The organism is Tolypothrix sp. FACHB-123, assembly GCF_014697075.1.
GTDB lineage: Bacteria > Cyanobacteriota > Cyanobacteriia > Cyanobacteriales > Nostocaceae > Aulosira.
The window spans coordinates 50,421-77,173 of record NZ_JACJRE010000026.1 but is presented as its reverse complement, the minus strand read 5'-3'; the positions used below and the strand labels follow the sequence as shown (position 1 = coordinate 77,173).

General features: G+C 41.8%; 16 protein-coding genes. 8 read left to right on the top strand and 8 right to left on the bottom strand.

Going from position 1 to position 26,753, the window contains the following annotated elements:
- The first annotated feature begins 98 nt into the window (after nt 1-98).
- The 3 genes from pruA (at nt 99) to H6G41_RS18045 (ending at nt 3,953) form a co-directional block, all read left to right on the top strand.
- On the top strand, nt 99-3,083 hold the full coding sequence (gene pruA / locus H6G41_RS18055) for an L-glutamate gamma-semialdehyde dehydrogenase (protein ID WP_190747564.1): 2,985 nt from the start codon (nt 99-101) through the stop codon (nt 3,081-3,083).
- A gap of 70 nt (nt 3,084-3,153) precedes the next feature.
- The gene (locus tag H6G41_RS18050; RefSeq protein WP_190747563.1) at nt 3,154-3,597 is read left to right on the top strand and encodes a GNAT family N-acetyltransferase; all 444 of its coding nucleotides are present in this window, start codon (nt 3,154-3,156) and stop codon (nt 3,595-3,597) included.
- Between the two features lie 200 nt (nt 3,598-3,797).
- Nucleotides 3,798-3,953 carry a hypothetical protein gene (locus H6G41_RS18045; RefSeq protein WP_190747562.1) on the top strand — a complete coding sequence of 52 codons (156 nt, stop codon included), beginning with the start codon at nt 3,798-3,800 and terminating at the stop codon, nt 3,951-3,953.
- A 252-nt stretch (nt 3,954-4,205) separates the two neighbouring features.
- Here H6G41_RS18045 and H6G41_RS18040 read toward each other — a convergent pair whose 3' ends face one another.
- The gene (locus tag H6G41_RS18040) at nt 4,206-6,224 is read right to left on the bottom strand and encodes a PAS domain S-box protein (RefSeq protein ID WP_190747561.1); all 2,019 of its coding nucleotides are present in this window, start codon (nt 6,222-6,224) and stop codon (nt 4,206-4,208) included.
- 225 nt (nt 6,225-6,449) lie between these two features.
- Between H6G41_RS18040 and H6G41_RS18035 the strand changes: the two genes are divergently transcribed.
- Nucleotides 6,450-7,412, top strand: a complete 963-nt coding sequence (locus tag H6G41_RS18035) for a cobalamin-binding protein (RefSeq protein WP_190747560.1) — start codon at nt 6,450-6,452, stop codon at nt 7,410-7,412.
- Between the two features lie 142 nt (nt 7,413-7,554).
- On the opposite strand, the gene hemN is transcribed toward H6G41_RS18035, so the two are convergent.
- Nucleotides 7,555-8,937, bottom strand: a complete 1,383-nt coding sequence (gene hemN / locus H6G41_RS18030) for an oxygen-independent coproporphyrinogen III oxidase (RefSeq protein WP_190747587.1) — start codon at nt 8,935-8,937, stop codon at nt 7,555-7,557.
- Between the two features lie 514 nt (nt 8,938-9,451).
- Here hemN and H6G41_RS18025 point away from each other — a divergent pair.
- The 3 genes from H6G41_RS18025 to H6G41_RS18015 all read left to right on the top strand — a co-directional run bounded on the left by H6G41_RS18025 (nt 9,452) and on the right by H6G41_RS18015 (nt 15,276).
- Nucleotides 9,452-9,673: a hypothetical protein gene (locus H6G41_RS18025; RefSeq protein WP_190747559.1), complete on the top strand. Its 222-nt coding sequence runs from the start codon at nt 9,452-9,454 to the stop codon at nt 9,671-9,673.
- The gene (gene acsF / locus H6G41_RS18020) at nt 9,621-10,697 is read left to right on the top strand and encodes a magnesium-protoporphyrin IX monomethyl ester (oxidative) cyclase (protein ID WP_190747558.1); all 1,077 of its coding nucleotides are present in this window, start codon (nt 9,621-9,623) and stop codon (nt 10,695-10,697) included. Before H6G41_RS18025 ends, acsF begins: the two co-directional genes overlap by 53 nt.
- 670 nt (nt 10,698-11,367) lie before the next feature.
- Nucleotides 11,368-15,276: an NB-ARC domain-containing protein gene (locus tag H6G41_RS18015; protein WP_190747557.1), complete on the top strand. Its 3,909-nt coding sequence runs from the start codon at nt 11,368-11,370 to the stop codon at nt 15,274-15,276.
- A 249-nt stretch (nt 15,277-15,525) separates the two neighbouring features.
- Here the strand turns inward: H6G41_RS18015 and H6G41_RS18010 are convergent, their stop codons facing one another.
- Nucleotides 15,526-15,840: a hypothetical protein gene (locus tag H6G41_RS18010; RefSeq protein WP_190747556.1), complete on the bottom strand. Its 315-nt coding sequence runs from the start codon at nt 15,838-15,840 to the stop codon at nt 15,526-15,528.
- A 265-nt stretch (nt 15,841-16,105) separates the two neighbouring features.
- Here H6G41_RS18010 and H6G41_RS18005 point away from each other — a divergent pair, with 265 nt between their 5' ends.
- Nucleotides 16,106-16,501 (top strand): hypothetical protein, encoded by a 396-nt coding sequence (locus tag H6G41_RS18005; RefSeq protein WP_190747555.1) that lies wholly within the window; start codon nt 16,106-16,108, stop codon nt 16,499-16,501.
- 127 nt (nt 16,502-16,628) lie between these two features.
- Here H6G41_RS18005 and H6G41_RS18000 read toward each other — a convergent pair whose 3' ends face one another.
- The 5 genes from H6G41_RS18000 to H6G41_RS17980 all read right to left on the bottom strand — a co-directional run bounded on the left by H6G41_RS18000 (nt 16,629) and on the right by H6G41_RS17980 (nt 26,671).
- Nucleotides 16,629-19,070: an acyl-CoA dehydrogenase gene (locus tag H6G41_RS18000; protein WP_190747554.1), complete on the bottom strand. Its 2,442-nt coding sequence runs from the start codon at nt 19,068-19,070 to the stop codon at nt 16,629-16,631.
- Nucleotides 19,071-19,212: 142 nt separating this feature from the next.
- Nucleotides 19,213-20,394 carry an acetyl-CoA C-acyltransferase gene (locus H6G41_RS17995; protein ID WP_190747553.1) on the bottom strand — a complete coding sequence of 394 codons (1,182 nt, stop codon included), beginning with the start codon at nt 20,392-20,394 and terminating at the stop codon, nt 19,213-19,215.
- 202 nt (nt 20,395-20,596) lie between these two features.
- The gene (locus H6G41_RS17990; protein ID WP_190747552.1) at nt 20,597-22,966 is read right to left on the bottom strand and encodes a 3-hydroxyacyl-CoA dehydrogenase/enoyl-CoA hydratase family protein; all 2,370 of its coding nucleotides are present in this window, start codon (nt 22,964-22,966) and stop codon (nt 20,597-20,599) included.
- Between the two features lie 173 nt (nt 22,967-23,139).
- Nucleotides 23,140-25,290 carry a long-chain fatty acid--CoA ligase gene (locus H6G41_RS17985; RefSeq protein WP_190747551.1) on the bottom strand — a complete coding sequence of 717 codons (2,151 nt, stop codon included), beginning with the start codon at nt 25,288-25,290 and terminating at the stop codon, nt 23,140-23,142.
- Nucleotides 25,291-25,771: 481 nt separating this feature from the next.
- Nucleotides 25,772-26,671, bottom strand: a complete 900-nt coding sequence (locus H6G41_RS17980) for an alpha/beta hydrolase (protein WP_190747550.1) — start codon at nt 26,669-26,671, stop codon at nt 25,772-25,774.
- Between the last annotated feature and the right edge of the window lie 82 nt (nt 26,672-26,753).

Genomic DNA, 26,753 nt, shown 5'->3' with positions numbered 1-26,753 from the left:
ACACTCTGGAAATATGGTGAGTACAAAATCTAAGAGTCAAAATAGAATACAGAGGCTTGGAATTACAAGCCTTACCTGGAATTAGGAGTTTACTATCCGTGGTATTACAAGTACAAACCAGCACCTACGAAGCTAAAACCCAAGAAATTGCTAAACAACTTCTAGAAGTAACCCAAGAAAATCGCTCGTTTTTTGCTTCCCTGCGCGATCAAATGCGCTGGGATGATAAATTACTAGGTTGGGCGATGAGCAATCCAGGTTTACGGGTGCAATTATTTCGCTTTATCGATACATTACCAGCTTTACGCAGCAAACCGGAAATTGCTGCCCATTTACAAGAATATTTAGGGGATGAATCTGTAGAATTACCCGCAGCTTTAAAGGGAATGCTGAATTTTGCTAACCCTGATTCTATGCCGGGACAAGTCGCAGCCACAACAGTTGCAACAGCTGTTGAAACTCTCGCTCATAAATATATTGCTGGGGAAAATATTACACAAGTTATCAAAACTGTTGAACGGTTACGTAAAGAAAAAATGGCTTTCACCATTGATTTACTTGGTGAAGCGGTAATTACAGAAACAGAAGCTAAATCTTACTTAGAACGCTATTCAGAATTAATTACCCAATTGGTAGCTGCTGCGCAAAATTGGAAAACAATTCCCGCAATTGATGAAGCGGATGGGGAACAGCTAGCAAAAGTCCAGGTTTCTGTAAAGTTAACGGCGTTTTATTCCCAATTCGATCCTTTAGATGCTGAGGGTAGCGAGGCGAGAGTTAGCGATCACATTCGTACTCTTTTACGTCATGCTAAAGAATTAGGGGCAGCTGTTCATTTTGATATGGAACAGTATGCTTATAAAGATATAACTCTTCACATCCTGAAAAATTTATTAATGGAGGAAGAGTTTAGGCAAAGAACAGATATTGGCATTACCATCCAAGCATATTTACGCGATAGCGAGCAAGATGCTAGAGATGTCATCGCTTGGTTGAAACAGCGCGGTTATCCTTTAACAATTCGTTTAGTTAAAGGCGCATATTGGGATCAGGAAACTATTAAAGCTGCCCAAAAACATTGGCCTCAGCCTGTATATAATGACAAAGCCGCCAGCGATGCTAACTTTGAGGCGATAACTCAGCTATTGCTAGAGAATCATCAATATGTGTATGCTGCCATTGGTAGTCATAATGTGCGATCGCAAGCTAGAGCTATTGCCATAGCCGAAAGTTTACAAGTTCCCCGCCGTTGTTTTGAAATGCAAGTTCTCTACGGTATGGGCGATAAACTGGCGAAGGCTTTGGTGGATAAGGGTTACCGAGTTCGCGTTTATTGTCCCTACGGCGATTTATTACCGGGGATGGCTTATTTAATTCGGCGTTTGTTGGAAAATACGGCGAATAGTTCGTTTTTAAGGCAAAATTTGGAGAATAGACCTGTTGAGGAATTGATAGCGCCGCCGAAGGTGGATTTGGCTCACGCAGAGACGCAGAGGCGCAGAGAGGAAGAAGCAGGATTTGTGGGTGCGGCGGATACTGATTATGCTGAGGAGGAGGCGAGAAGGAAGTCTGCTGCGGTTTTTGCGGCGGTTCATCAGCAGTTGGGAAGGACTTATTTACCGTTGATTAATGGTGAGTACGCTAACACTTCCATATTTATTGATTCTCTCAACCCTTCTAATTTTAGTCAGGTAATTGGTAAGGTTGGACTGATTAGTATTGAACAAGCTGAACAGGCGATGAAAGCAGCAAAGGCGGCTTTTCCTGCTTGGCGGAAAACTCCAGCGAAGCAACGCGCGGATATTTTACGCAAAGCTGGGGATTTGATGGAACAACGTCGCGCTGAACTTTCGGCTTGGATTGTGTTGGAAGTTGGGAAGCCGGTAAAGGAAGCAGATGCAGAGGTTTCTGAGGCGATAGACTTTTGTAAGTACTACGCCGATGAAATGGAACGGTTGGATAAAGGGGTAAATTATGATGTTTCGGGAGAAACCAACCGTTATATTTACCAACCACGAGGAATTGCAGTAGTAATTTCGCCTTGGAATTTCCCGTTAGCGATCGCATGTGGTATGACTGTAGCAGCATTAGTTGCTGGTAATTGTACTCTCCTCAAACCGGCAGAAACATCTTCGGTAATTACCGCCAAACTCACAGAAATTTTAGTAGAAGCAGGGATTCCCCAAGATGTTTATCAATATGTACCCGGTAAAGGTTCCCAAGTTGGTGCATATTTGGTAAATCATCCCGATACCCATGTAATTGCTTTTACTGGCTCTCAAGAAGTTGGTTGTAGAATTTACGCAGAAGCTTCTATCCTCAAACCCGGTCAAAAGCACATGAAGCGAGTCATTGCTGAGATGGGTGGGAAGAATGCCATCATTGTGGATGAAAGTGCCGATTTAGACCAAGCTGTTGTCGGGGTAGTGCAATCAGCCTTTGGTTATAGCGGACAAAAATGTTCTGCTTGTTCGCGGGTGATTGTCCTGGAATCAATTTATGATAGCTTTGTGGAAAGGTTAGTAGAAGCCACAAAATCCTTAAATATTGGCGAAACCGAGTTACCCGGTACCCAAGTCGGCCCGGTAATTGATGCCAACGCCCGCGATCGCATTCGCGAGTATATTGAAAAAGGGAAATCAGAAGCAAAATTAGCTTTAGAGTTACCAGCACCAGCACAAGGATATTTTATCGGCCCGGTTATCTTTAGTGAAGTCCCGCCCAATGGGATAATTGCTCAACAAGAAATATTTGGCCCTGTACTCGCTGTAATTCGCGTCAAAAACTTTGAGGAAGCATTAGCCGTAGCTAACGGTACTAACTATGCTTTAACCGGGGGACTGTATTCGCGCACCCCATCCCACATCCAGCAAGCACAGCAAGAATTTGAAGTCGGGAATTTATACATTAACCGTACCATCACAGGTGCGATCGTTGCCCGTCAACCCTTTGGTGGCTTCAATCTTTCTGGGGTTGGTTCCAAAGCAGGCGGCCCCGACTACCTGCTACAATTCCTAGAACCGCGCACCATCACAGAAAACATTCAACGCCAAGGTTTCGCACCAATCGAAGGCGCAGATTAACGTAGGGGCGGGGTTTCCCCGCCCTTAACTTTGCTTTATTGAACCACAGAGACACAGAGAACGCAGAGAAATGGCAAACAGAGATTTAATCATTAAAACAGTTGAATCTCCAGAGGAATTTACAGCAATCAAATCAATTAGAATCGCCGTATTTCAACAAGAACAAGGAGTAGATTCTGCCCTAGAATTTGATGGTAAAGATGAAACATCTCAACATTTAATTGCTTATTTAAATCAGGAAGCTGTCGGTACTACGAGAATTAGATATTTAGATAATCAAACAGCCAAAATAGAAAGACTCGCTGTTTTATCTCACGCCAGAGGAAAAGGTATTGCTAAACAACTGATGGAACAAGCAATAAAAGTTATTGCTAATCAAAATATCCCCGAAATTGTAGTTCATGCCCAAGCATATATCAAAAGTTTATATGAAAATTTAGGTTTTATACCCGAAGGAGAAATCTTTATAGAAGCGGATATTCCGCATGTAAAAATGAAAAAGAAATTATCATAATAATATAAAGATATATAATCTAACTTTTCAAAAAAAACAAGTATGCCTAAATTCCTAGTAAATTTACGGCAAGAAAAAATATTTCTTATAAAGATGCTTATCAGCGTAAAAATTCTGTAAATAAGCGCTTCTAAGTCTTTTCAATCTGTAAAAAATGACGTTAATTTATAAACAAATGTATCCAGAGATATCAATCAACAATGCGATTAACAAAAACACAAAATAACACAATTAAACAGTTACCAAACTTAACAGAACTCAGCGATCGCGATTTAGAAATAGTAGTAGGCGGGGCGCGTACGTGGCCTGATAGTAATAATGGCAGTAATAGTCCTGGTGGTGTTAAAAGTTGGTAGTTAAAACAGTGATACCAATTTGAAAAAAGAATGCGACAGATGGTAGGGGCATTGGCATTGCCATGCCCTCTAGAATATATTGATGTGCCGCAAACACTATTTAAATTGGTATGAATTCATCTAAGTAAATATAAATTATTGGTAGGGTGTGTTATTCAGTAAGCTAACGCACCTTAAATTATTAATTATGCATTGGTGCGTTGCGCTGTGCGACAACACACCCTACTTATAAATGTCTTTAATTTTGAATTATTAACATCTACTATCCTCATCCACCGAATATGGTTGATCCGGGAGAAAAATGGTAAATCTACTGCCTTTACCTAAAGTAGATTCTACTTTCACATCACCACCATGTAACCGTGCTAATTTGCGCGTTAAAGCTAAACCTAAACCAGTACCTTCATATTGACGATTTAAGCGACTATCAAGCTGTTTAAAAGGTTCAAATAAAAATTGAAATTGATTAGCATCAATCCCAATCCCCGTATCTGCAACTGTAAACGTAATTCCATCGCTGACTTTTTCCACCTCTAAAGAAACCTCTCCCTTAGCAGTAAATTTAATCGCATTAGTCAGCAGATTCAGTAACATTTGCTTAATCCGTCGCTCATCAGCAACGCAAATATCAGCTTGGGGAGCAATTATACTCTTGATTTGCAATCCTTTATCTAACGCTTGATCGCCAACGGTAGAAATTACAGAGTTACATATATCTGTAACTAATAAAGGTAATAGTAAAAGTTCCTCTTTACCTGCTTCTACTTTCGATAAATCAAGAATATCGTTGATTAATGCTAATAAATGTTCGCCGCTGCTATATACACAACTAATATATTCTTTTTGTTTTTCATTGAGGGGCCCTACCATTTCTTGTTGCAGCAATTGCGATAATCCCATAATTGCGTTTAGAGGTGTACGCAATTCGTGACTCATCGTAGCTAAAAATTCGCTTTTAGCACGACTACCGGCTTCAGCCGCAGCTTGAGATGCACGCAATTTTAATTCTGTTTGCTTGCGTTCGGTAATATCCTCAATCATAGTTAAGAAAAACTCTGGTTTACCATAACTATCGGGGATAACGGAAACCGATAGCTGAGTCCAAACTAACCCTCCCTCTTTATGTAAAAATAGCCTTTCCATTTCAATGCGATGTCTTTCCAGCAACTTTTGCGGATCTGAACTAATTCCAACAATCAATTGTTCTAAAAGCTCTAAATCTCCGGTTTGTGGGGAAACATAATTTGTGAACTGCTTACCACATAATTCATCGCGACTGTAACCTAGCATTTGACATAATGCTGGATTCGCATCAACTATTTGTGCTTGCATATCTATCAGTCCGATACCGATAGAAGAACATTCAAATATTGCCCGAAATTGCGCTTCACTCTGACGTAGTGCGGCTTCTGCGGCGTTGCGTTCGCTGGCTTCTATGGCAAGGGTGACAAAATCTGCAATCGAGCCGGCAAAATTCTCTTCTTCTAATGTCCATTGACGAACTTCTCCGCAGTGTTCATGGGAGACTAAACCAACTAACCTACCTCCCAGCCAAATTGGCGCATTCAATAAAGATGCAATTCCTAATTTACAAAGATAAGACTGAGATAGTTCTTGCGTTCTGCTATCGTTGATGGCATCGTCGGCGGCAAGGCTACGTTCTGCTTCCAAGGCTTGGAAATAATTAGGGTAATTGGCTTTTAGCAGTGATAAGCCACAGGTGTGTTGTTTTGTCCTGACATCATACAAATCGATGCATTCTAGGGTTGAGTGGTCTTGGTTATATAACCAAACGCCTACTCGCTGTACTGAAATTGTACGTGCAGCCGCTTCTGTAATCTCTTGGAAGGCTGCCTTGAGATTACCTTGTTGAAATGTCTTACTTCTTGCTAGTTGCACCAGTGTTTGGCTTTGTTTTCTGCGAGCATGTTCTCGGATTTGTAACAACTCTTGGGACTGTTTGCACTCTGTAATATCTCTAGCCCCCACAACATGCATTTTTTGACCTGCGTAAGAAATAACTTTGCCTTGGAGTTCTGCCAAAAAGGTAGAACCATCTTTTCTAACTACAATGACTTCACAAGGAATCTCTGAGCCAGAAAGTATATTTTTTTTCATTAACTCTTGTGATTCTAGCGCAATCAGTTCTTGGCTATTTTTACCGATCAGTTCTGCAACTTTATAACCAGTCATTTCTGCCAGGACATAATTAGCAGTTACAATTATTCCCCGATCGTGTATCATTATGCCTTCAAACGTTGCTTCAGACATAAAACGCTATTGCGAGTTAGCGAACGCACATCAGAGATGGTTTTTAAATCTTTATCATCATTCACGGATAAATTCAAGCCTTTTGACGATTAATATTTTACCCAGACATCTCAGTTTATGGCTCAATCTTGACAATACCAACTGGGGTATTCCTTTAGATAGAGATACGCTACCGCATATATTTTGCGACAATTGAATTAGAGCAGCTGTTGCAGAGGTGGAGCGATGAAAGATAACAGTGTAAGAATTGTCTCTCTCATTCCCAGTGGAACGGAGATTTTAGCAGCACTGGGTTTGACTGATGCTATTGTTGGGCGATCGCATGAATGTGATTATCCTCCAGAAATTCAAAATCGCCCTATTTGTACCGCAGCCCGATTAAATAGCAAGGCCGCCAGTCAAGAAATTCACAATCAGGTGAATAATTTATTGCAATCAGCTTTGAGTATCTATGAAATCAACACTGAGGTTCTCGAGCAAGTCAAGCCCACCCATATTGTGACTCAAGACCAGTGTGATGTATGTGCCGTGAGTCTGCAAGAAGTAGAAAAGGCAGTTGCCAATCTAATTGACACCTCACCACAAATTATTTCTTTGCAGCCCAATTTACTGGAAGATGTTTGGCAGGATATCGAGCGGATCGGTAACATCTTTGAAGTTGACTCGGTGAAGTTGCTGGAAAATCTCGAAGCGCGCGTTAAGATTTGTCAACAAAAAATCCAAGGACTGTCTTTAACAGAATTACCTACTGTCGCCTGCATCGAATGGATAGAACCTTTAATGGTAGCCGCTAATTGGATTCCTGAATTAGTCAACTTGGTAGGAGGACAAACTCTCTTTAGCGCCTCAGGTCAACCATCGGCTACTATAAGTTGGGAAACACTCCTAATCACTAATCCAGATGTGATTATCTTTATGCCCTGTGGTTGGGATTTACAGCGCACTCGCCAAGAAGCGCGATTGTTAACTCAACGTCCAGAGTGGCAAGAACTCCATGCTGCCCAAAGTGGCAGAGTCTACATTACTGATGGTAATTCTTATTTCAACCGTCCAGGGCCAAGGTTAGTAGATTCTCTAGAAATTTTGGCAGAATTGTTACATCCAGATATTTTTGATTATGGTTACAAAGGTACTGCTTGGGAAGTTATATCCGCTGATGAGATGATTCCTTTGGCTGTTACTAAGTAACTTTTTGAGAGCATGTAAATTTGGAAGTAATACTTTTTAGCGACTTGCAAATAAAAAACATCCCAATCATTAACTTACCAAACTTGTAACTTGTAAGGGCGGGTGACCCCGCTCCTACAATTTGGCCTTTGCTGGCTTTAATTCATATTGCGCGTGAGAAGTGTTTTCCTTTCGCTCTCATGTGGTTATCGAAAATCACAGCAATATTTCTCACCAGCAAGCGACCAATGTCTGTAATTAAAATGTAGTTTTTTGAGATGCTAACTAGCCCATCAGCTTCTAGAGGCTTTAATATCTCTAATTCGTGGGCGAAGTATTCATCAAAACAGATTTGATATTTATCAGCAATGTCTTGTTTATGTAACTGAAAGTGAGACATAATACTCATGATGACATCCCGTCTAATAATGTCATCTTGATTGAGTTTGATACCTTTACTCAAAGGCAAAGTATCCGTAGAAATTGCCTGATAATATTCCTTCAGTTGCTTGTGATTTTGGAAATAAGCATCTTCTAACATGCTGATAGAGGTAGCACCAAACCCAAAAAGTTCCGTTTCCGCGTGGGTGGTGTAGCCTTGGAAGTTCCGCTTCAGAGTGCCATTGCGTTGCGCGATCGCTAATTCATCGTTAGATTTAGCAAAATGATCCATCCCAATAAACATATACTCATTATTGGTTAATTCTTCGATGGTCATTTTGAGAATTTCTAACTTTTCCTGGGGTAGGGGTAAGGCTGATTCGGGAATATTTTTTTGTGCTGGTTTAATCCAGGGAATATAAGCAAAATTAAAAACTACAATTCGGTCAGGATCTAATGCAATTGTCTTTTTGATTGTTTCCCGAAATGTTTGCCGGGTTTGGTAAGGTAAACCATAAATTAAGTCTACATTTACACTTTCAAATTGAGCTTCTCTAATCCAACTCATGACATCAAATAGCATTTCCTCCGGCTGGATACGATTGATTGCTACTTGAACTTCGTGATTAAAATCTTGAATGCCAAAACTAATGCGATTAAACCCAATATTTCTCAGAAATAAAATGTAGTCTCTATCTACATAGCGGGGATTAATCTCAATAGAAATTTCCGCTTTAGGGTCAATAGTAAAGTGTTGGGTAATGTGTTTCCAGATAAATTCTACTTGCTCAGGCTCTAAGTAATTAGGCGTACCGCCACCCCAATGAATTTGCAGGACTTTGCGCTCAGAATCAATTAAAGCTGCGGTTTGCTGAATATCTTTAACCAAATTCACTAGGTAAGGTTTGGCAATATTCTTGTTGTTAGAAATTACCGTATTACAGCCGCAAAAGTAGCAAGCACTTTGACAAAAGGGGATGTGGAAATATAAAGATAAGGGCGTTTTTCTTTGATTTGAAGCTGCGATCGCATTTTGTAAATCATCTAAGGTGAATGCTTCGCTTAATTCAGTAGCAGGTGGGTAACTGGTGTATCTGGGTGCAGGTGCATCATACTTTTGGATCATCTCCAGATCGAATTTGACACCAGGTAAGAGAAAAACCATCAAAACCTCCGAAGTAATGCGACAATGCGACCTTGCGGCTTTTGCTTGTATGGGGATATGCTTCGACTGCGCGGTAGTTGAGCGGAGCCGAAACTCAGCAATCAGGATATGGGGAGATACCCTGCTGCTGTAGGCGCTCATCTGCTCTTGTGTCCGCATTTTTCCCATGTGTGAATCGAATAACTTATTGAACTCAGGACTTACGCAGGTGTTGAAGATTTGTGCTTCCTTCATGTTCAATCGTCAGCACTCTCGGCAAATGAGCCACAGTTCACAGTCAATGCCAGAGCTTGAGAATTGTTATTCTGGGGTAAGGCAGGATTCGCATCACTCTATCCAGCACATATCATGCCGATGCTTAGAACCAATGGTTCTTGCCCTAAGGCATCGCTGCCATTTTTCTTTCTCCCAAAATTATTTAACTATTTCTCTTTGTATAACTATTAAGCTATTAATATTTCTTTATCTTTGTCTGTGTGTGTAGGCACATATTAATGGGCATGGGGCATTGAGCATGGGACAACAGTCAACAGTTAACAGTCAACAGTCAACAGTTAACAGCGCCGCACTGAAGCTCACTCGAAGTGTCAACCGTCAACCCTCCCATTTGCAGAACTTAACTATTCAGAACAATATTTTATGCTTATATAACTATTGGGAGATTAACTTACTAAAGGATTCGCATGGTGAAGTCCCTGGAAACGCCGGAGCCGCAGATGCTGAAGCCAGGTATTAAAGCGCCTGTGCAGGAAACATTATTAACACCCCGGTTTTATACTACTGACTTCGCCGCAATGGAGAAGTTAGATATTTCCGCCAATGAGACTGAGTTATTAGCAATTGTTGAGGAGCTAAGGGCTGATTATAACCGCCATCATTTTGTGCGAGATGATGAATTTAAACAATGTTGGGATAGTATTCAAGGAGAAACAAGACGTTCTTTTATTGACTTTTTAGAACGTTCTTGTACTTCCGAATTTTCTGGGTTTTTATTGTTTAAAGAACTGTCGCGCCGCCTGAAAAAAAAGAACCCAATTTTGGCAGAAGCTTTCCAATTAATGGCAAGAGATGAAGCACGCCATGCAGGTTTTCTCAATAAATCAATGGCTGATTTTAATCTTTCCTTAGATTTGAGCTATCTGACCAAAAGTCGTACCTATACATTTTTTCCGCCAGAGTGGATTATTTACACAGTCTACCTATCGGAGAAAATAGGGTACTGGCGCTATATTTTAATGTATCGCCATTTGCAGAAAAATCCCCAATATCAATTCTATCCCCTCTTCCGAAAATTTGAGAGTTGGTGTCAGGATGAGAATCGACATGGAGATTTTTTTAAAGCATTACTCAGGTCACAACCAAAATTATGGCAGAACTGGAAAGCACGGTTGTGGGTGCGGTTCTTTTTGCTGACGGTGTTTGTTACCCATACAATTACAGTCTTTGAACGCGCTAGTTTTTACCAATCCATCGGTATACATCCACGCAAGTATAATCAGCAAGTGATTCGCGAGACGAATAATACCGCCGCCCGTGCATTTCCCCTGATTTTAGATACTAATCACCCGGAATTTTTCTGGCGATTAGAACAGTGTTTTGAAAATAATCAGAAATTGGCAGAGATTAACAAGAGCGATCGCTCTAAGTTTCTCAAGTTCTGGCGGAAAGTACCAGCGATTACCGCTATTATCTGGCATATGTTGCGGATTTATCTGGTTAAACCAATTAACGCGGAGTTGACACGGGAAATAGTTCTGTGAACAAAGCAGGAAGCAGAAGAACTTTGACTATGTTACTAGCGGCCATTGGTGTCAACTTAACATGAAACCCTCTTGGCGACAACGTTCTGCCCTCACCCCCAGCCCCTCTCCCAGCAGGAGAGGGGAGCAAGAGATTTAATTCCCCTTCTCCTGGGGGAGAAGGGGTGAGGGGATGAGGGCGAGGGTTTTTGTACAACACGCGCTGTATATAGCTTTTAGCTTAAGTTGACACGTATAAATAGCGGCGTGCGCCTACCGTGTAATCTTTCGCAATTACTAATTACTAGTCTGTCAGGGTCGAAATGAGGGACAGTAGTGTGAGCGTCTCGCTCACGCGGGCAAGATGCCCGCACTACCAAAAACCCCTCAATAACAAAATTGACAGACTATTACCTTTTCACCGGTCAATACGGGTTTTGGCTTGTAAGCCAATTAGGAATAGTTGCATTGCCAGTAACAAAGCAATAGTTTTACCGAGAATATCTTGGCGTTGGCGTTTCATGTGTTTGTACCTCAAAGAGTTGGTAGCTAAAGCATCTCTTTGGGGTTGTGTCCTTAAGCAAATACCCCAAACTCTGGGGAAATGCTTTAAAATCAGGATTCAAGAAGCTTGGGGTAGTAGTTTTAAACTGGGGTAGCCCCAAACTTTCTGGTCGATTTTGGCAATGCAATGGCGCGAGAACCTAGTAAAGGCCCTGATCATGAAAAGCGAGTCAAGCGTCTGTTAGAGGCGTTGCTTAGTTTTGTGGCTGGGGAATTTGAGGATGACTTTAAGATTGAGTACGACTGGAAACAAGCAGATAGCCCTAACCCCAAGCTGACTATAAAAACAACTCTGCATACTTTGGAGTGGTTGACGCAAAAAGACAAATATCCAGATAAGTTAACTACAGAGCAAATTCGCGAAGCGCTGAAATTGCTCAAGGATTTTGTCAAAATTCTGGAAGATAACCGTACCCAAATCAAGGGTTCTCGATTATGGCACTTTACATTAAAGCTATGGTCAAGGGATAAACAAAAGAACCTGATACAGTTTAATAAGGTATGGCAAAGCAACAAACCAAAGAAATCTAAAGAACTAGAAGCGATTTACACTGAAGATGAGGGTGTTGCTGTTGTTCCCCAAACTAAACTGGCGATATTTCAAGCGCCACCATTACCTGCACACTTTGTTGAACGCCCAGAATACAGCGATGATTTAAAGACTCGCCTGCTCACAGAAGATAATCGCACTTTGGTAATTACGGCGATTCACGGTTTGGGTTCTGTGGGTAAATCGACCTTAGCCGCAGCTTTAGCAGTAGATGCAGAAATACAAACTCGGTTTTGTGATGGGATTTTGTGGGCTACATTAGGTCAACAGCCTGATGTGCTGTCTTTAATTAGTGGCTGGGTGCAAGCATTAGGAGACTATAGCTTTAAACCTACCAGTGTAGAAGCAACTACTAATCATTTACGGACGCTGCTTTATGACAAAGCTGTGTTGCTGGTGGTGGATGATGCTTGGAATACGCAAGATGCCCAAGCGTTTAATGTGGGTGGGCTGCGGTGTCAGATTTTAGTCACAACTCGTGAAGGGGCAATTGCCGAAGCTTTAGCAGCCAATACCTACAGCCTGGATATCATGAAACCAAGTCAGGCGATGGCATTGCTGACGAAGAAATTAAGACGCGAAATTACAGGTAAAGAACGTCAGTCAGCCGAAAATTTAGCTCAAGGTGTTGGTTATCTCCCCCTAGCGTTGGAACTTGCAGCCGCCGAAGTTGCTAGTGGTACGACTTGGGATGAACTATTGGCGGATATTCGGCAAGAGGTAGCCAGATTAACCAGTTTTGACCGACCGGAAGCAGAGGAAATTACCGATGAGGCGAGTTTAAAACGCCTGAGTTTAACGGCATCATTAAACTTGAGTGTCAAGCGAATGCCTCAAGAAAAGCAGCAGCATTTTGCTTGGTTGGGGGTGTTGCCGGAGGATGTGAACATTAATAAGGTGATGGCGGCGACACTGTGGGCAATGGATGAGCGTGATGCTGCCAAGATATTGCAATATTTACGGAATAAAGCATTGTTATTAACAGGAGTACCCCTTGCTGATGGTACGCCTACCTATCGGTTACATGACTTATTCCATGATTTAGCCTGTAATTTGTTAACTGCTGTGCCACAGCCAAAGCGGATAGGAGATTTGCCAGGGTTAGGTTTAAAACTTGCTGATGCTCATACTGCTTTGTTGGAGAAGTATCGGCAGAAAACCCACAATAATTTATGGCATACCTTGCTTGATGATGGTTACATTCATCAGCGTTTAGTATGGCATTTAGAGAAAGCGGGACGGGTTGAAGAAATTCACTCTTTATTGCGGGAGGAGTCGGCAACTGGCAATAATGGCTGGTTTGAAGCGCGGGAGAAGTTGGGGCAAACTGGGGGTTACATCACAGATATATCTCATGCTTGGGAATTAGCAGAAGTGGATTGGGATGAGTCAACATTGCCACTAGTGGTGAGTTTGCAGTGTCGCTATGCTTTGATTACGGCTTCTCTTAATAGTTTGGCAGCTAATTTACCATTAAAATTGCTGGTGGCGCTGGTTCAAAAAAAGGTGTGGACTCCTGAACAAGGATTAGCTTATGCCCTGCAAAACCCAGAACCAAAAGAGAAAGTGAATGCCCTTGCAGAGTTAGTCAACTATTTGCCGCCAAATTTAGAAAGACTAGCACTGTCAGAAGCACTCGTTACTGCTAGGGCGATTCAGGATGAGAGAGATCGCGTCTATACTTTGAGTGCATTAGTTGGCAAACTTCCCGAAGTTTTGCCAGAAGCATTGGCTACGTCTACAACCATTGAGAATGAGTATTTTCGCGCTGATGCTTTAAAAGCTCTAGTCAACAAACTATCGCCTGTGCAGTTACCAGAAGTACTAGCGGCAACTAAAGCGATTCAAGATGAGTCAAATCGCACTGATGTTCTGAGAGCTTTAATTGACAAACTACCGCCACAGTTGTTGTTAGAGGCGCTAGTGGTTGTAAGAGCAATTCATAATGAGTCAAATCGCACCGATGTCTTAATTGCGATAGCCAAAAAACTACCAGAAGTTTTACCCGAAGCCCTGGCGGCAACTAGGGCTATCCAGAATAATAATTCTCGTGCTGATGCCCTGATAGCTTTAGCAGATCAACTACCAGAACTGTTTCAAGAAGCATTAGCAGCTACTAGAACAATTGAGAATAAAAATTCTCGTGCTTTTGCGTTAATAGCCTTAGCTGCTAAACTGCCAGAACTGTTTCAAGAAGCACTGACAACTGCTAGAACAATTGAGAATAGAAATTCTCGCGCTTTTGCTCTGAAAGCCATAGCCGACAAACTACCAGAAGTTTTACCCGAAGCTCTGGCTGCATCAAGGGCAATTCAGAATGATTATTTTCGTGCTTCTACTTTAATTGCAATAGCTGACAAACTGCCAGAAGTTTTACCTGAAGCACTAGCAGCATCCAGGACGATTCATTATAAAAATTACCGTGCCTCTGCTCTTTCTAACCTAGCAGATAAACTACCAGAAATTTTGCCAGAAGCTCTTGCTACAGCGAGAGCTATTCAGGATGAGTATTCTTGCATCTCTACCATAGTAGCAATAGCAGACAAACGATCAGAAGTATTGCCAGAAGCACTGACTACGGCCAAGGTGATTCAAGAAGCAAATTTACGTGCTTCTGCCCTTGTAGTCTTAGCCGATAAAGTACCAGAAGTAGTGCCAGAAGCGCTGGCTGCGGCCAGGGCAATTCAGGAAATGAATTTACGTGCCTCTACTCTGATAGCCTTAGCCGATCAACTGCCAGAAGTATTGTCAGAAGCGCTGGCTGCGGCGAAGGCGATTCAGGAGGAAGATCTACGTGCCCAGACCCTTGCTACCATAGTCAAAAAAGTGCCGCCACACTTTTTGCCAGAAATACTTGCAGCTGCCAAGGAAATTCAAGATCATTATGATCGCGTCTATCTCCTTTCTACAATAGCCGAGCGACTTCCAGAAGTATTGCCAGAAGTACTAGCGGTTGCAAGAGCAATTGAGGATCACGATTATCGCGCTCATGCTTTAAGTTTGATAGCCAACAAAATACCGGAAGTTTTACCAGAAGCGCTGGCTACAGCAAGGGCAACTCAGAATGATTATTATCGCGCTCATGCTTTAAGTTTGATAGCCAACAAAATACCGGAAGTTTTACCAGAAGCGCTGACTATAGCAAGGGCGATTCAGGATGAGTCAAATCTGGCCGATGTCCTAAGTTCGATAGCTAATAAAACACCAGAAGTGTTACCAGAAGCGCTGACTGCGGCAAGAAAAATTTATGATAAAAATTCTCGTTCTAAAGCTCTGACTATCATAGCTTCCGGTCTGTCACAAATACCATCTGCTAAACTTTTCCCCCTCTGGCAAGATACGCTTCATCAGCTATCTCTTCGCACTCGCCCTAATTTACTGTCAGATATCAAGGCATTGTTTCCAGTTATCTTTGCATTAGGTGGTGAAGTTGCAACGGCAGAAATTGCCCGTGCCATTATAGATGTAGCGCGATGGTGGAAATAATTCGTAATTCGTAATTTACAGGTTTAGTGGTGTAATTGTGAATAATTGGTACTATTCATCTAGTCTCAAAAGTATTGAGTGCGATCACTGCTCGACAAAATGCGATCGCTGTTCACTACTCCAGAAAATGCGATCTCTGCTCAACAAAATGCGATCGCGGTTCACTACTCAGAAAATGCGATCGCTTAACCTTGTAAGATTCGCACTCCATCTCTTCACTGCGATTTCTATCACCAGCCGATGCAGCATCTACACCAAATCAGCCTTCTTTCCAAAAATTACCTCATCCATAGAGAAGGCGATCGCATTCATAACCAATGTGATCGGGTTGTCTATCAATGAGCGCTCATCCATAGAGAAGGCGATCGCATTCATAACCAATGTGATCGGGTTGTCTATCAATGAGCGCTCATCCATAGAGAAGGCGATCACATTCATAACCAACGTGATCGGGTTGTCTATCAATGAGTTCCCATCCATAGAGAAGGCGATCGCATTCATGACCAACGTGATCGGGTTGTCTATCAATGAGTACTCATTCATAGAGAAGGCGATCGCATTCATAACCAACGAGTTGATTTTCTGCGCTAAGAGACTGCACCAAGTTGGGGAACTCCAAGGGGCGATCGCTATCGATTACGCATAATTACAGAATTTATTCCTAAATAATTGTTAAAAAAAGCCAAATATTTGTGATTTTCCCTGAGCCGGAATATTGCTGTTTTAAGACAAGCTAACAGTAGTACTGCGAAGCGAAGTTCAAAATTCAAAACAAAGTTGATTTTTTTACGCCGTGCTGTACGAGAAAATTTCATCAGGAGTATAATCTATGACCCTACCCAAACGTTCATCTCGCATTCTTGAAAAAGCTCAACAGAGAGTTTCTGGAATGCAAACTATCGATCCGAATCTTAACTTTGGCGATTCTAACAACCTGCAAAATATGCAACAACAAATTGAGCAATTACGCAACAAGCTCAACACCCACAACAATGCTCTGTCTGTAATTGATGCTTCTAGAACTGATATTGAACAGCTAGAAAAAAGCTTGAGCGTTTTGTGTGAAAATATGCTGATGTCAGTTGCAGGCAAATACGGCAAAGACAGCGCCGAATATGTCAAGGCTGGTGGTGTGCGTAAGAGCGATCGCATTCGCAAAGGCACTAACACTCGGATAAAAACTGGTGCAGAGCAGGCGGCTGTTAAGTCTGAGCCAACTACATAGTATCATTCCATTTTCACAAAGAAGCGATCGCCCAATTACAGCAATTTTTAGGTAAATAGACCACGCGGTAGGGGCACGGCATCAGTAAGATGATTGTACATACCAGAAGATTGTCGGTGCCGTGCTCCTAGAAAAGGATCTGTGGTTTAATTACTTTATCTCCAAAGCTTTGACTTCCTTGCATATACTCCTCTAAGCTAAACGAATCTACTTGAATCGCATCATTACGGGCAAATTCAGCTTCACAGATGAGTTCAACATCTTTCTCGCTAATTACCCCAGCTTTCAAGGCTGCGGAAATTAACTCATCGGGTTTTAGCTGTGGTAATTTCCCTGCATGGCTAGCATTTTTGATAGTTTTGAGTAGTGGTTCAGCTTGGGATAACAAGGTAAAAGCTTTTTCCAAACGTCCTAATGCTTCATCGCTGCTGCGGGGAATATGAATACCTGCGGTGAGGCGATCGCGTATTTGTCCAGGAGTTTGTAATTTATGCGCAACTTCAGCACCAAGTTTGTCATCAGGTAATGAACCAATGGGATTAAGTCGCCACCACCAAGTCAAGAAATTACCTAATACTGGTACAAATAAATTTTGGAAAATCCCCTCAAACGCTTCCTGCATCTGCGCAAAAGCATATTGCATCGCCCAATGCACAAAAGGTAAATCTTCCGCTTTGCGTCCTTCGGCTTCAAAACGTCTTAGGGTTGCTGTAGCTAAGTACATCCAAGTGAGAATATCCGCAAACCTTCCTGTCAGTTTCTCTCGTCGCTTCAAGGTTCCACCGAAGGAAAACATGGCAATATCAGTCAGTAAGGCAAAGGTAGCAGCAGCCCACTGTAATTTGCGGTAATATTTAGCTGTCGCACCTGACACTGGTGAAGCTGCTAAATTCCCACGGGTAAGATAGAGAAGTTTGGCGCGGAAAGTATTACGCACCGTCAACCCTAAATGATGCCAGAAAGCTTGATCAAAAGCAGTCACATCTGATTGACTTAGGGCTGTAATTTCCTGATAAACATAAGGATGACAGCGAATCGCCCCTTGTCCAAAAATCATCAAGGTGCGGGTGAGAATATTTGCACCTTCGACGGTAATGGAAATTGGAGTTGCTGTATAAATATTTGCCAATAAATTTCTGGGGCCTCGGCAAATTCCCGCACCGCCCATAATATCCATACCATCGTTGATGATTTTGCGGGAAATTTCCGTCAAACTGTATTTGGCGATCGCAGAAATTACCGCAGGTTGTTCGCCTTTATCTACCGCACCACAGGTATAAGTTCGCGCTGCTTCCATTAAGTAGGTCAAACCGCCAATTCTCGCTAAAGGTTCTTCCACACCTTCAAACCGACCTATCGATAAACCAAATTGTTGTCGTACCACAGCATGGGCGCTGGTAACTCTCGCTACTAACTTCGCCACACCCGTACAACTAGCCGGGAAGCTAATTCCCCTACCTGCGGCTAGACTTTGCATCAACATTTTCCAGCCATTACCAGCCTGTTCCACACCGCCGATAATTTGCTCAACAGGAATAATAACGTTATGTCCTTCTGTAGGAGAATTGTAAAAAGGCACACCCATTGGGTCATGTCTTCTACCCATAATTACGCCTGGTGTGTCCGTGGGGATTAAAACGCAGGTAATGCCAACTTCTTTACCTTTGCCTAAGTAATTTTCCGGGTCGCGTAATTTAAAAGCTAGTCCTAAAAGAGTTGCGATCGCAGCTAAGGTAATATATCGTTTCTTCCAATTCAACCTGAGATACAGTTTCCCATCATCACCTCTAAATACCGTTCCTTCTGACTTAATACTAGCTGCATCTGACCCCGCTGTCGGTTCTGTTAGCGCAAAACAAGGAATTTCCTCACCCCTAGCGAGACGGGGTAGGTAATAATTTTTCTGTTCTTCTGTTCCGTAGCGGAGTAATAATTTTGCAGGGCCTAATGAGTTAGTTACGCCCACAGTTGCAACATGAGTAAAAGAACGCGATGCTAATTTAGTCATCACATTACTGTAGGCGAAATTAGAAAATCCCAAACCGCCATACTCTTGGGGAATCATCATCCCTAAAAAGCGTTCTTGTTTGAGATAATCCCAAACTTCCGGCGGTAAATCTTTGCGACGGTAAATTTCCCAATCACTCACCATGCGACAAACCTGTTCAACGGGGCCATCAAGAAACGCTTGCAATTCTGGTGTAACTAAAGGATATGGTTCTTGATTAATTCTTTGAAAATTTGGTTTACCTGAGAAGAATTCCCCATCTACCCAAACATTACCCGCTTCAATAGCTGCGCGTTCAGTATCAGAGATTTTGGGTAATAAGTTAAAGGCTTTAATAGCTTTGATTAACGGTGATGTGATGATATTTTGGCGGATAATTGGGATATTGAAAATAAGAGCGATCGCACCAAAAATCACCCAAGTCCAAATAGGGGCGCGAACAGTTACTAGTAATGCTGCAAAATAAAGCGACCAAACCCACAAAGGAACACCGATATAACCAAGCAATAGTAATAGAAAAACTAGCGTTGAAACTATTATGATTGGATGAATAAAGTTCATTATGCTTTCACCCATATAAATAAAGGTTGTAAAATCTCACCCAGAGGCACAGAGGCGCAGAGAGTAAGAGCAAATCTTCCTTAAAAACCCTCCGCGTAACTTTGCGCTAACCTTCGCGCCCCTCTGCGTTAAAAAAAGAAAATTAAATCATCAAATTCTCAAACACCGCCGCAGCACCCATTCCCCCGCCTACACACATCGTCACCAAACCATAACGGACGCTACGCCGTTTCATTTCGTGAAATAAGGTAGCTGTAAGTTTTGCACCAGTACAACCGAGGGGATGTCCCAAAGCGATCGCACCACCGTTAACATTAACAATCTCTTCATTAAGTCCGAGTTTGCGAATTACAGCTAAACTTTGAGCCGCAAAGGCTTCGTTGAGTTCGACTAAGCCGATATCGTCTAAAGTAAGACCAACTTGTTTTAAAACTTTGGGAACAGCTTCCACAGGGCCAATACCCATAATTTCCGGGGCGACACCTGCAACTGCATAACCTAACATTTTACCCATTGGACGGACATCGAGCATATGCACCATGCGATCGCTCATCACCACTGTAGCAGCTGCACCATCGGACATTTGCGATGAATTACCCGCCGTCACCGCACCACCCATGCGAAATACAGGCTGCAATTTCATCAAGGCTTCCAGACTGGTATCTGGACGGGGCCCTTCATCTACCGTCAATACCTTTTCTATCGCTCTGGGAGTACCATCAACATAGAGTACTTCCTGAACTGTCAGCGGTACAGTTTCCTCTGCAAACCGCCCTTGTCTAATAGCAACCACAGCCTTTTGGTGTGAACGCAGCGCAAAAGCATCCTGTTCTTGACGAGAGATTTCGTAATGCTGCATGACATTTTCGGCTGTAATCCCCATCGTGCAGTAAACCTTGGGTATATCCACCATCATGTCTGGATTAGGCGCTAAATAATGTCCTCCCATTGGAATCAAACTCATCGATTCCGCACCACCAGCAACAATGACCTCTGCATGTCCTGCCATAATTGCTTGAGATGCGATCGCAATACTTTGCAATCCCGAAGCACAGAAGCGATTCACAGTCATCCCGGCGACAGAATCAGGTAACCCTGCACGTTGGGCGATTAACCGTCCAATATTAAACCCCTGTTCTGCTTCCGGGAAAGCACAACCCATTATTACATCATCAATATATACAGGTTCTAAATCTTTAACTCGTTCAATTGCTGCTTTAACAACCACTGCACCCATATCATCCGGGCGCATATTATGTAATGTACCTCGTGGCGCTTTTCCTACAGGCGTGCGCACGCTACTTACTATATAGGCTTCTTTCATAAATAACTCCCACCTATTTTTAAATGTTTATTTATCGAACCGCCAAGCCGCCAAGAGCGCCAAGAATTTGTACAATGTGCATAAGTCCTAAATGATTCAGAAAATTCTCTCTTTCTTCTCTTGGCGTACTTGGCGTACTTGGCGGTTCATAAAAAAAGTAATTCTCACAACTCACATAGAACTGCTATTACTCTCTCTACCCTTAATTCCGCAAAGGCTTCTTTGTCTTTAACGTATGAGCAAATCTTTCTTGGGTTTTTGCTTGCTGCAACAATGGTAAAAAGGACTCTCTTTCCAATTTCGATAAATAGTCCTCATCAACCAACGCAGGCGCAGTTAATTCCCCTCCAGTCATGACATACGCCAAACGAGTTGCTAAATAATGGTCATATTCAGAAATATAACCGCCCTGCTGCATCACATAGGCCGCATGTTCCAACATCGCCCGCGCCTGACGCCCTAACACCATGATGGCGTTACGTTCTGTTGGTGGTGTATAACCTATCCGATCCAAACACAGCACTTCCTCTTTCGCCACAGATAAAAGTCTGTCGGAATTCATCACAATCTTGGTTGTGGGTGAAAGGAAACCTAATTCTTGTCCTTCATAGGCGCTACTGGAAACCTTCGCCATCCCAATCGTTTCAAATACTTTCCTTAAGAAGGGTTGAATATCTTGTGGTGATTCACTAGCGGCTTTGTCATTAGCCCAGGTAACCATGCGCATAATCCCACCAGCGCCAGGAATTAAACCTACACTGAGTTCTACTAATCCGATGTAAGTCTCTGCTGCTGCTACCACATGAGGACAAGCTAAAACTAATTCACAACCTCCACCTAACACCCGCCCCACAATCGCTGCAACAATTGGTTTGGGGAAATATTTAATGCGTTGCAGTAATGCTTGGAATTTAACGATTAAATCAGCAATCCCTTTACCGTTATCTGTCTGCGCCAACATGGCCATTTCTGCCAAATTCGCGCCACCAGAGAAGTTTGCACTTTCATTTCCAATGACTAAACCCCGGTAATCGCTGTTCTCGATAATATCTAAGACTTGAGCTAATCCTTCTACGACTTTTAAAGTTAGGGTATGTCCTTTGGAATGAAATTCATATAAAACGACTCCATCACCCAAGTCTAACAAAGAAGCTTCTGAATTTTCCCACAAGATATTTTTGGTATCTTCTTTGATAGCTGGTATCAGAATTTCGTCTGTTGGCGCTTTTGGTTGTTCGCTAATACAAACAGCACAGGCTTCAACTACCTTTTGTTCAGCCCAAGATAGTCTGTCTTGACGATAGAAACTATGCACTCTATTATCATGCATCTTTTCAACCCAATCTGGCACAGATATATCAGCCGCTTTCATGTCTGCTAATACAGTCTCAAAGCCGAGGACATCCCAAATTTCAAAGGGGCCGAGTTCCCAACCAAAACCCCAACGAATCGCCCTGTCAATATCTGCGGGTTTATCAGCAATTTCGGGAATGCGACGGGCGCTGTAACCTAATATTTCCAAGGTGGATTGGCGGAAGAATTTACCAGCACGACCAGGATCGTGGTAGAGTTTGCGCAGGCGATCGCCTAAATTACCAATCTTCCCAATTCCCTCAATATCCCCTAAATCTAACGGTTTCGCTGCTTCATAAGCTAAAGTCGTCGGATTAATCGAGAGAATTTCCTTACCTTGCTTTTTGTAAAATCCTTGACCTGTTTTTGCACCTAACGTCCCAGTTTCTACAAGTTTTTTCATTAACGCTGGTACTCGCAAAACCTCCCGGCTTTCATCGTTGGGAATAGCTGGGTAAAGGTTCCTAGCCACATACATCAATGTATCCAAACCTACCAAATCAGCCGTGCGGAATGTCGCTGATTTTGCTCGTCCGGCGATGACTCCTGTTAAAGTATCAATTTCTTCAATTGTATAACCTTGCTCAGTCACACCCTTAATCCCCAACATCGTTGCATACATCCCGATGCGGTTAGCAATAAAGTTGGGTGTATCTTTAGCTACTACCACACCTTTACCTAGATGTATCCTCCCGAACCATTGCATTCTTGCGAGGATTTGCGTATCAGTATCAGGTGTAGGAATTAACTCTAATAATTTAAGATAGCGAGGAGGGTTAAAAAAGTGAGTACCTAAAAACCGCTGACGAAAAGACTCAGAACGCCCTTGAGCAATTTGATTGATGGGTAAACCACTAGTATTAGTAGATACTACAACCTCATCCCGAATAGTACTTTCAATTCGCGCCATCAAATCTTGTTTAATAGCGAGATTTTCCACGACAACTTCAATTACCCAATCAACATTAGCAATGCGGTGAAAATGTTCGTCAAAATTGCCCAAAATAATGCGTCGCGCTGTTTTTTCTGTAAATAAAATTGGCGGAGATTGCTTGAGTGCTTTTTTAAAAGCCGTTTCTACAATCTCATTTTTATTGTCGCCTTTAGCCGCAATATCTAATAATTGAACTGTTAAACCAGCATTCGCTAAATGGGCGGCGATTTGAGTTCCCATCACCCCCGCACCTAATACTGCGGCTGTTCGGAACGGCTTAAACATACATCACCCTTCCTTCTTCGATTTTAGATTTTAGATTTTGGATTTTGGATTGAATAAAGACTTATTTATCAAAAAATTACGTTACTAATGCAAAAACTCCTAATAAATTTCCTCTCTTGGCGTACTTGGCGCACTTGGCGGTTCATTTCTTAATAATCTTCACCACCTAAGCATTACGAATTAAGAGACTGCGCAAACGTAGGACAAGAAAAAGTCTGATTAGCCGGACATAACTCATTTATTTGTTCTATTGTGACATTTCCTGCCTTCACTGCCCTCTTTTCTTCATACATCGCATTAATTTCTTGAGCAAACACCTCTAAAATTTTGACCCTATTTACCTCCTGAGTTGATGTCAACATACCATTCTCAACATTCAGGTTAAAATTAATCAGATGGAATCGTTTTACATTCGACCAATGGGGTAAATGACAATTAGCTTCATCAACCAACGCTTGATATAAAGCGATAATACAAGGATGTTGCAGCAACTCTTCATCTGATACATCAATTCCAATAGCTATAGCCTGTTGATGTAAATTTTCTAAATCTGGAAAAATCAGCATCGAACAAAACTTACAATCAGCGCCTACAGTCACAGCGTGCGCTATTAAAGGAGATTTTTCCAGCTTGCTTTCTATCGGTTGGGGTGTGACATACTTACCTGTAGAAAGTTTAAACCGACTTTTCTTTAAACCAGAAATCTTCAGAAAACCGTCAGGGGTAAATTCTCCTAAATCGCCTGTATGTAACCAACCTTGAACATCAATTAATTGCTGAGTTGCTGTTGAATTGTTGTAATAACCTTGAGTATTGTAGGGACTTTTCGTAAGAATTTCCCCGTCTTCAGCAATCGCAACTTCTACACCCGCAATGGGTACGCCTACAGTTCCAGCACGATTAAATTGACTGCGATTACAACTTACGGCTGAACTAGTTTCTGTTAAACCATATCCCTGTAAAATTTTCATTCCCGCAACCGCAAATAAATTTACAATCTCTGGTTTTAAAGCTGCACCTCCACTAAGTAGATATTTAATATTCCGACCAAAAACAGCCCGCCATTGAGAAAATACAAAACTATCTGCTACTTTCAACATCAACGCATCGTGATGTTGTAATTTTTTCCCCAATTCATATTTATGAGCTAATTTTACTGCCCATTTCATCATCGATTGGGATATGGGAAGATAAAGTTGTCTGGTGGAAATCGCATTACGAGAAGACAGTAAATGCGTTTTTAAGTTTCTCCCCGTGGTAGACAATTTTAAAGTAGCTTCTCGCAGGTTAGAAAGTGCTGTTTTCGCCTCACTTGCAGTCGGAAATCTAAAGGGTAAGATGGTAACGCGCTGATGTGGTAAATTTTCTTTTACTTTTTTACTCGGTTTTGGGTGTTTATCTCCTACGTCTATCAACTTTGCATAAACCTTTTCTAACAGCAAAGGAACGGTAGCAAAGATTGTTGGCTTAACTTCTTTCAGGTGTTTTAATACCTTATTGGCATTACTAAAATAAATACTATGCCCATAGTTAATATGACCGTAAACAAAAACACGGGCTAAAACATGCGTTAATGGTAAAAAAGAAAGAATTACCTCCTGAGAACCAAATTTTAAATCAGGAATTCCTGTAAACATTGCGAGTGCATTTGCAGAGAGATTTTCATGGGTAAGCATTACCCCTTGAGGTTCTCCTGTAATTCCCGGAATGTAAATAATAGTTGCTAAGTCATCAGCTATGATTTTGGCTTTGAGTGCTTCTACCCTAACTTCAGAGTTTTTATCTCTACCTTGAGAGCGAATTTCATCTAATGAAAAGACTTTCATTCCTATTTTATGTTGTTGATGCCAATCATCAGGCACATCAGCAACTATGATTGTCTGGAGATGAGTTGTATTTTCTAAATAAGGCAGAATTTGAGACAATAATTCTAAATTAGAAATAATCAGCGCCTTTGCTTCTGTGTGCTGCAAGATAAAAATAATGTGTTCAATTGTTTGAGTTAAATCAATTGGCACATTTACCAAACCTGCGAGTAAGGAACCCATATCAGCAATGCAAAATTTGACATCGCTGTGCATGAGTAAAGCAATACAATCGCCTTTTTCTAGCTCCAAATCCAGCAAGCCTAAAGCCAATTCCGCCGCAGCCGTGTGCAATTCGTGGTTAGATAAAGGTTCCCAGCCTTTGTCTGTAAACTGGTTGAAAGCGCTGGGGTTAGGAAAGCGATCGCACGCTTCATCTAATAAAGAAAGCAAAGTTCGCCCTAAAATTACCTCTCCAGAATTAGGAGGCGCTCTATAAGTCTTATTTGTAGATAACATTTGATTACAGAAGAATTTATCATTCTTCCCCTCGTTATCAGTTATCAGATGTTTTTATGAGTTATTTTCTGATAACTATGATTTTGTCAATCAACAGACTTGAATATCAAATTTGGTGAATAACTAATAATTCAAAAATCCCAGCTTTACTCTGTCACTGAGCCTCCGCTTTTGTTTTAATTACCAGCGTTCATCCTCACAAGATATCAGTTTGATTCAATAATCAATTATCTTTTTCTACTTCAGCCAAATAAATGCCAGACGAGGTAATGTCTCAGATGCCGACTTTTGATACCTAACGCCTGAAGACTGCTAAATTTACCCTTTTAATTTGATTCTATTAAAGACAGGATTATCAGTTTTTAAGACATCAGGCTATTACAGAGCCATTGCCTTAAACTCTGCTTTTCTGTACTAATAATAATGTAGAACATGCTGGGGATCAACGACAACCTTTGTATCTTTTTCGCAAAGAAAAACTTTACCTGGTAAAATTTTCAGTTTGTAAAGTAGGTATTTTTATCATACATCTGGCAGATGGATTGTCTATTTCTGTATCTAAATGCTTTTCTAGCCAATTCACCAAATCTCCTAGTACTTTTTGGTAATTAACCTCTAGGTGGAAGTCGTGATAGTCTCCAGGATATTCATAGCATTCTTTGTCTGGTAAGCTGACTTTTTGGAAAAACGCCATGCTACCTTCTGGGGGTGTAATGGAATCGGCGCTGCTATACATAATTAACAAAGGAACTTGTAATTCACTAGCATGGCTTTCTACCCATTTTTCTGTCGCGAAAAACTCCGCAGCTAGTCTAGCAGTGCCATACTCATGGCGTAATGGATCTTGAGTATGAATTACATTTGCACTGTGTAACTTAGAGTTTTTATCCAGACTTACTTTCAGGCTAAAGTTAGGCCAGACTTGGGAAAGCATTCGCCCTAATGCAACTTGCAGCACTGGGAGGTTAACTTTTCCCAAAGCTGGTGCTGTTAAGACTAGGCCCTGCAAACTTTGGGGAAAGCGTAAAGCATAGTCTACTGCGATCGCAGCTCCTAAACTATGACCCCACAAAAAACACGCACAACTCGGCCCTCGTTCCTGAATTCTGGTTAAAAAAGTATGTAAATCTTCTCGTAACTCAGCCCAGGAATTAATATGTCCTCGTTGTCCGGGCGATCGCCCATGTCCTCGCAAGTCAAAAGCGTAGGTAGCATAACCTCGCGGGAGTAAATGCTGTACTGCATCGACAAATAAGCCGCTATGCGCCCCAAATCCGTGGACTATGGCAATAATCGCCCGTAATTCCCCCTCTGGTTGCCAGCTTTGGTAATAAAGGTCAAGCCCTCCTGCTCCTGTGAAGGTGCCTTCGATGTGTGTCATTGCTGTACCTACCAAATGCGTTTTTCTATTTTTTGAAAATTTATGTCTCAAGACGCAATTGGAGATTTTTTCATGTAGTTTC

Bases quoted from the DNA above. Each gene is read 5' to 3' on its own strand.
- hemN (WP_190747587.1), bottom strand. From the start codon at position 8,937: ATGGTTTTTCTCTTACCTGGTGTCAAATTCGATCTGGAGATGATCCAA.
- H6G41_RS18010 (WP_190747556.1), bottom strand. From the start codon at position 15,840: ATGAATGCGATCGCCTTCTCTATGAATGAGTACTCATTGATAGACAAC.
- H6G41_RS18040 (WP_190747561.1), bottom strand. From the start codon at position 6,224: ATGTCTGAAGCAACGTTTGAAGGCATAATGATACACGATCGGGGAATA.
- H6G41_RS18025 (WP_190747559.1), top strand. From the start codon at position 9,452: ATGGGACAACAGTCAACAGTTAACAGTCAACAGTCAACAGTTAACAGC.
- H6G41_RS18000 (WP_190747554.1), bottom strand. From the start codon at position 19,070: ATGAACTTTATTCATCCAATCATAATAGTTTCAACGCTAGTTTTTCTA.
- H6G41_RS18050 (WP_190747563.1), top strand. From the start codon at position 3,154: ATGGCAAACAGAGATTTAATCATTAAAACAGTTGAATCTCCAGAGGAA.
- H6G41_RS17995 (WP_190747553.1), bottom strand. From the start codon at position 20,394: ATGAAAGAAGCCTATATAGTAAGTAGCGTGCGCACGCCTGTAGGAAAA.
- H6G41_RS17985 (WP_190747551.1), bottom strand. From the start codon at position 25,290: ATGTTATCTACAAATAAGACTTATAGAGCGCCTCCTAATTCTGGAGAG.
- H6G41_RS17990 (WP_190747552.1), bottom strand. From the start codon at position 22,966: ATGTTTAAGCCGTTCCGAACAGCCGCAGTATTAGGTGCGGGGGTGATG.
- H6G41_RS18005 (WP_190747555.1), top strand. From the start codon at position 16,106: ATGACCCTACCCAAACGTTCATCTCGCATTCTTGAAAAAGCTCAACAG.
- H6G41_RS18015 (WP_190747557.1), top strand. From the start codon at position 11,368: ATGGCGCGAGAACCTAGTAAAGGCCCTGATCATGAAAAGCGAGTCAAG.
- acsF (WP_190747558.1), top strand. From the start codon at position 9,621: ATGGTGAAGTCCCTGGAAACGCCGGAGCCGCAGATGCTGAAGCCAGGT.
- H6G41_RS18045 (WP_190747562.1), top strand. From the start codon at position 3,798: ATGCGATTAACAAAAACACAAAATAACACAATTAAACAGTTACCAAAC.
- H6G41_RS17980 (WP_190747550.1), bottom strand. From the start codon at position 26,671: ATGACACACATCGAAGGCACCTTCACAGGAGCAGGAGGGCTTGACCTT.
- H6G41_RS18035 (WP_190747560.1), top strand. From the start codon at position 6,450: ATGAAAGATAACAGTGTAAGAATTGTCTCTCTCATTCCCAGTGGAACG.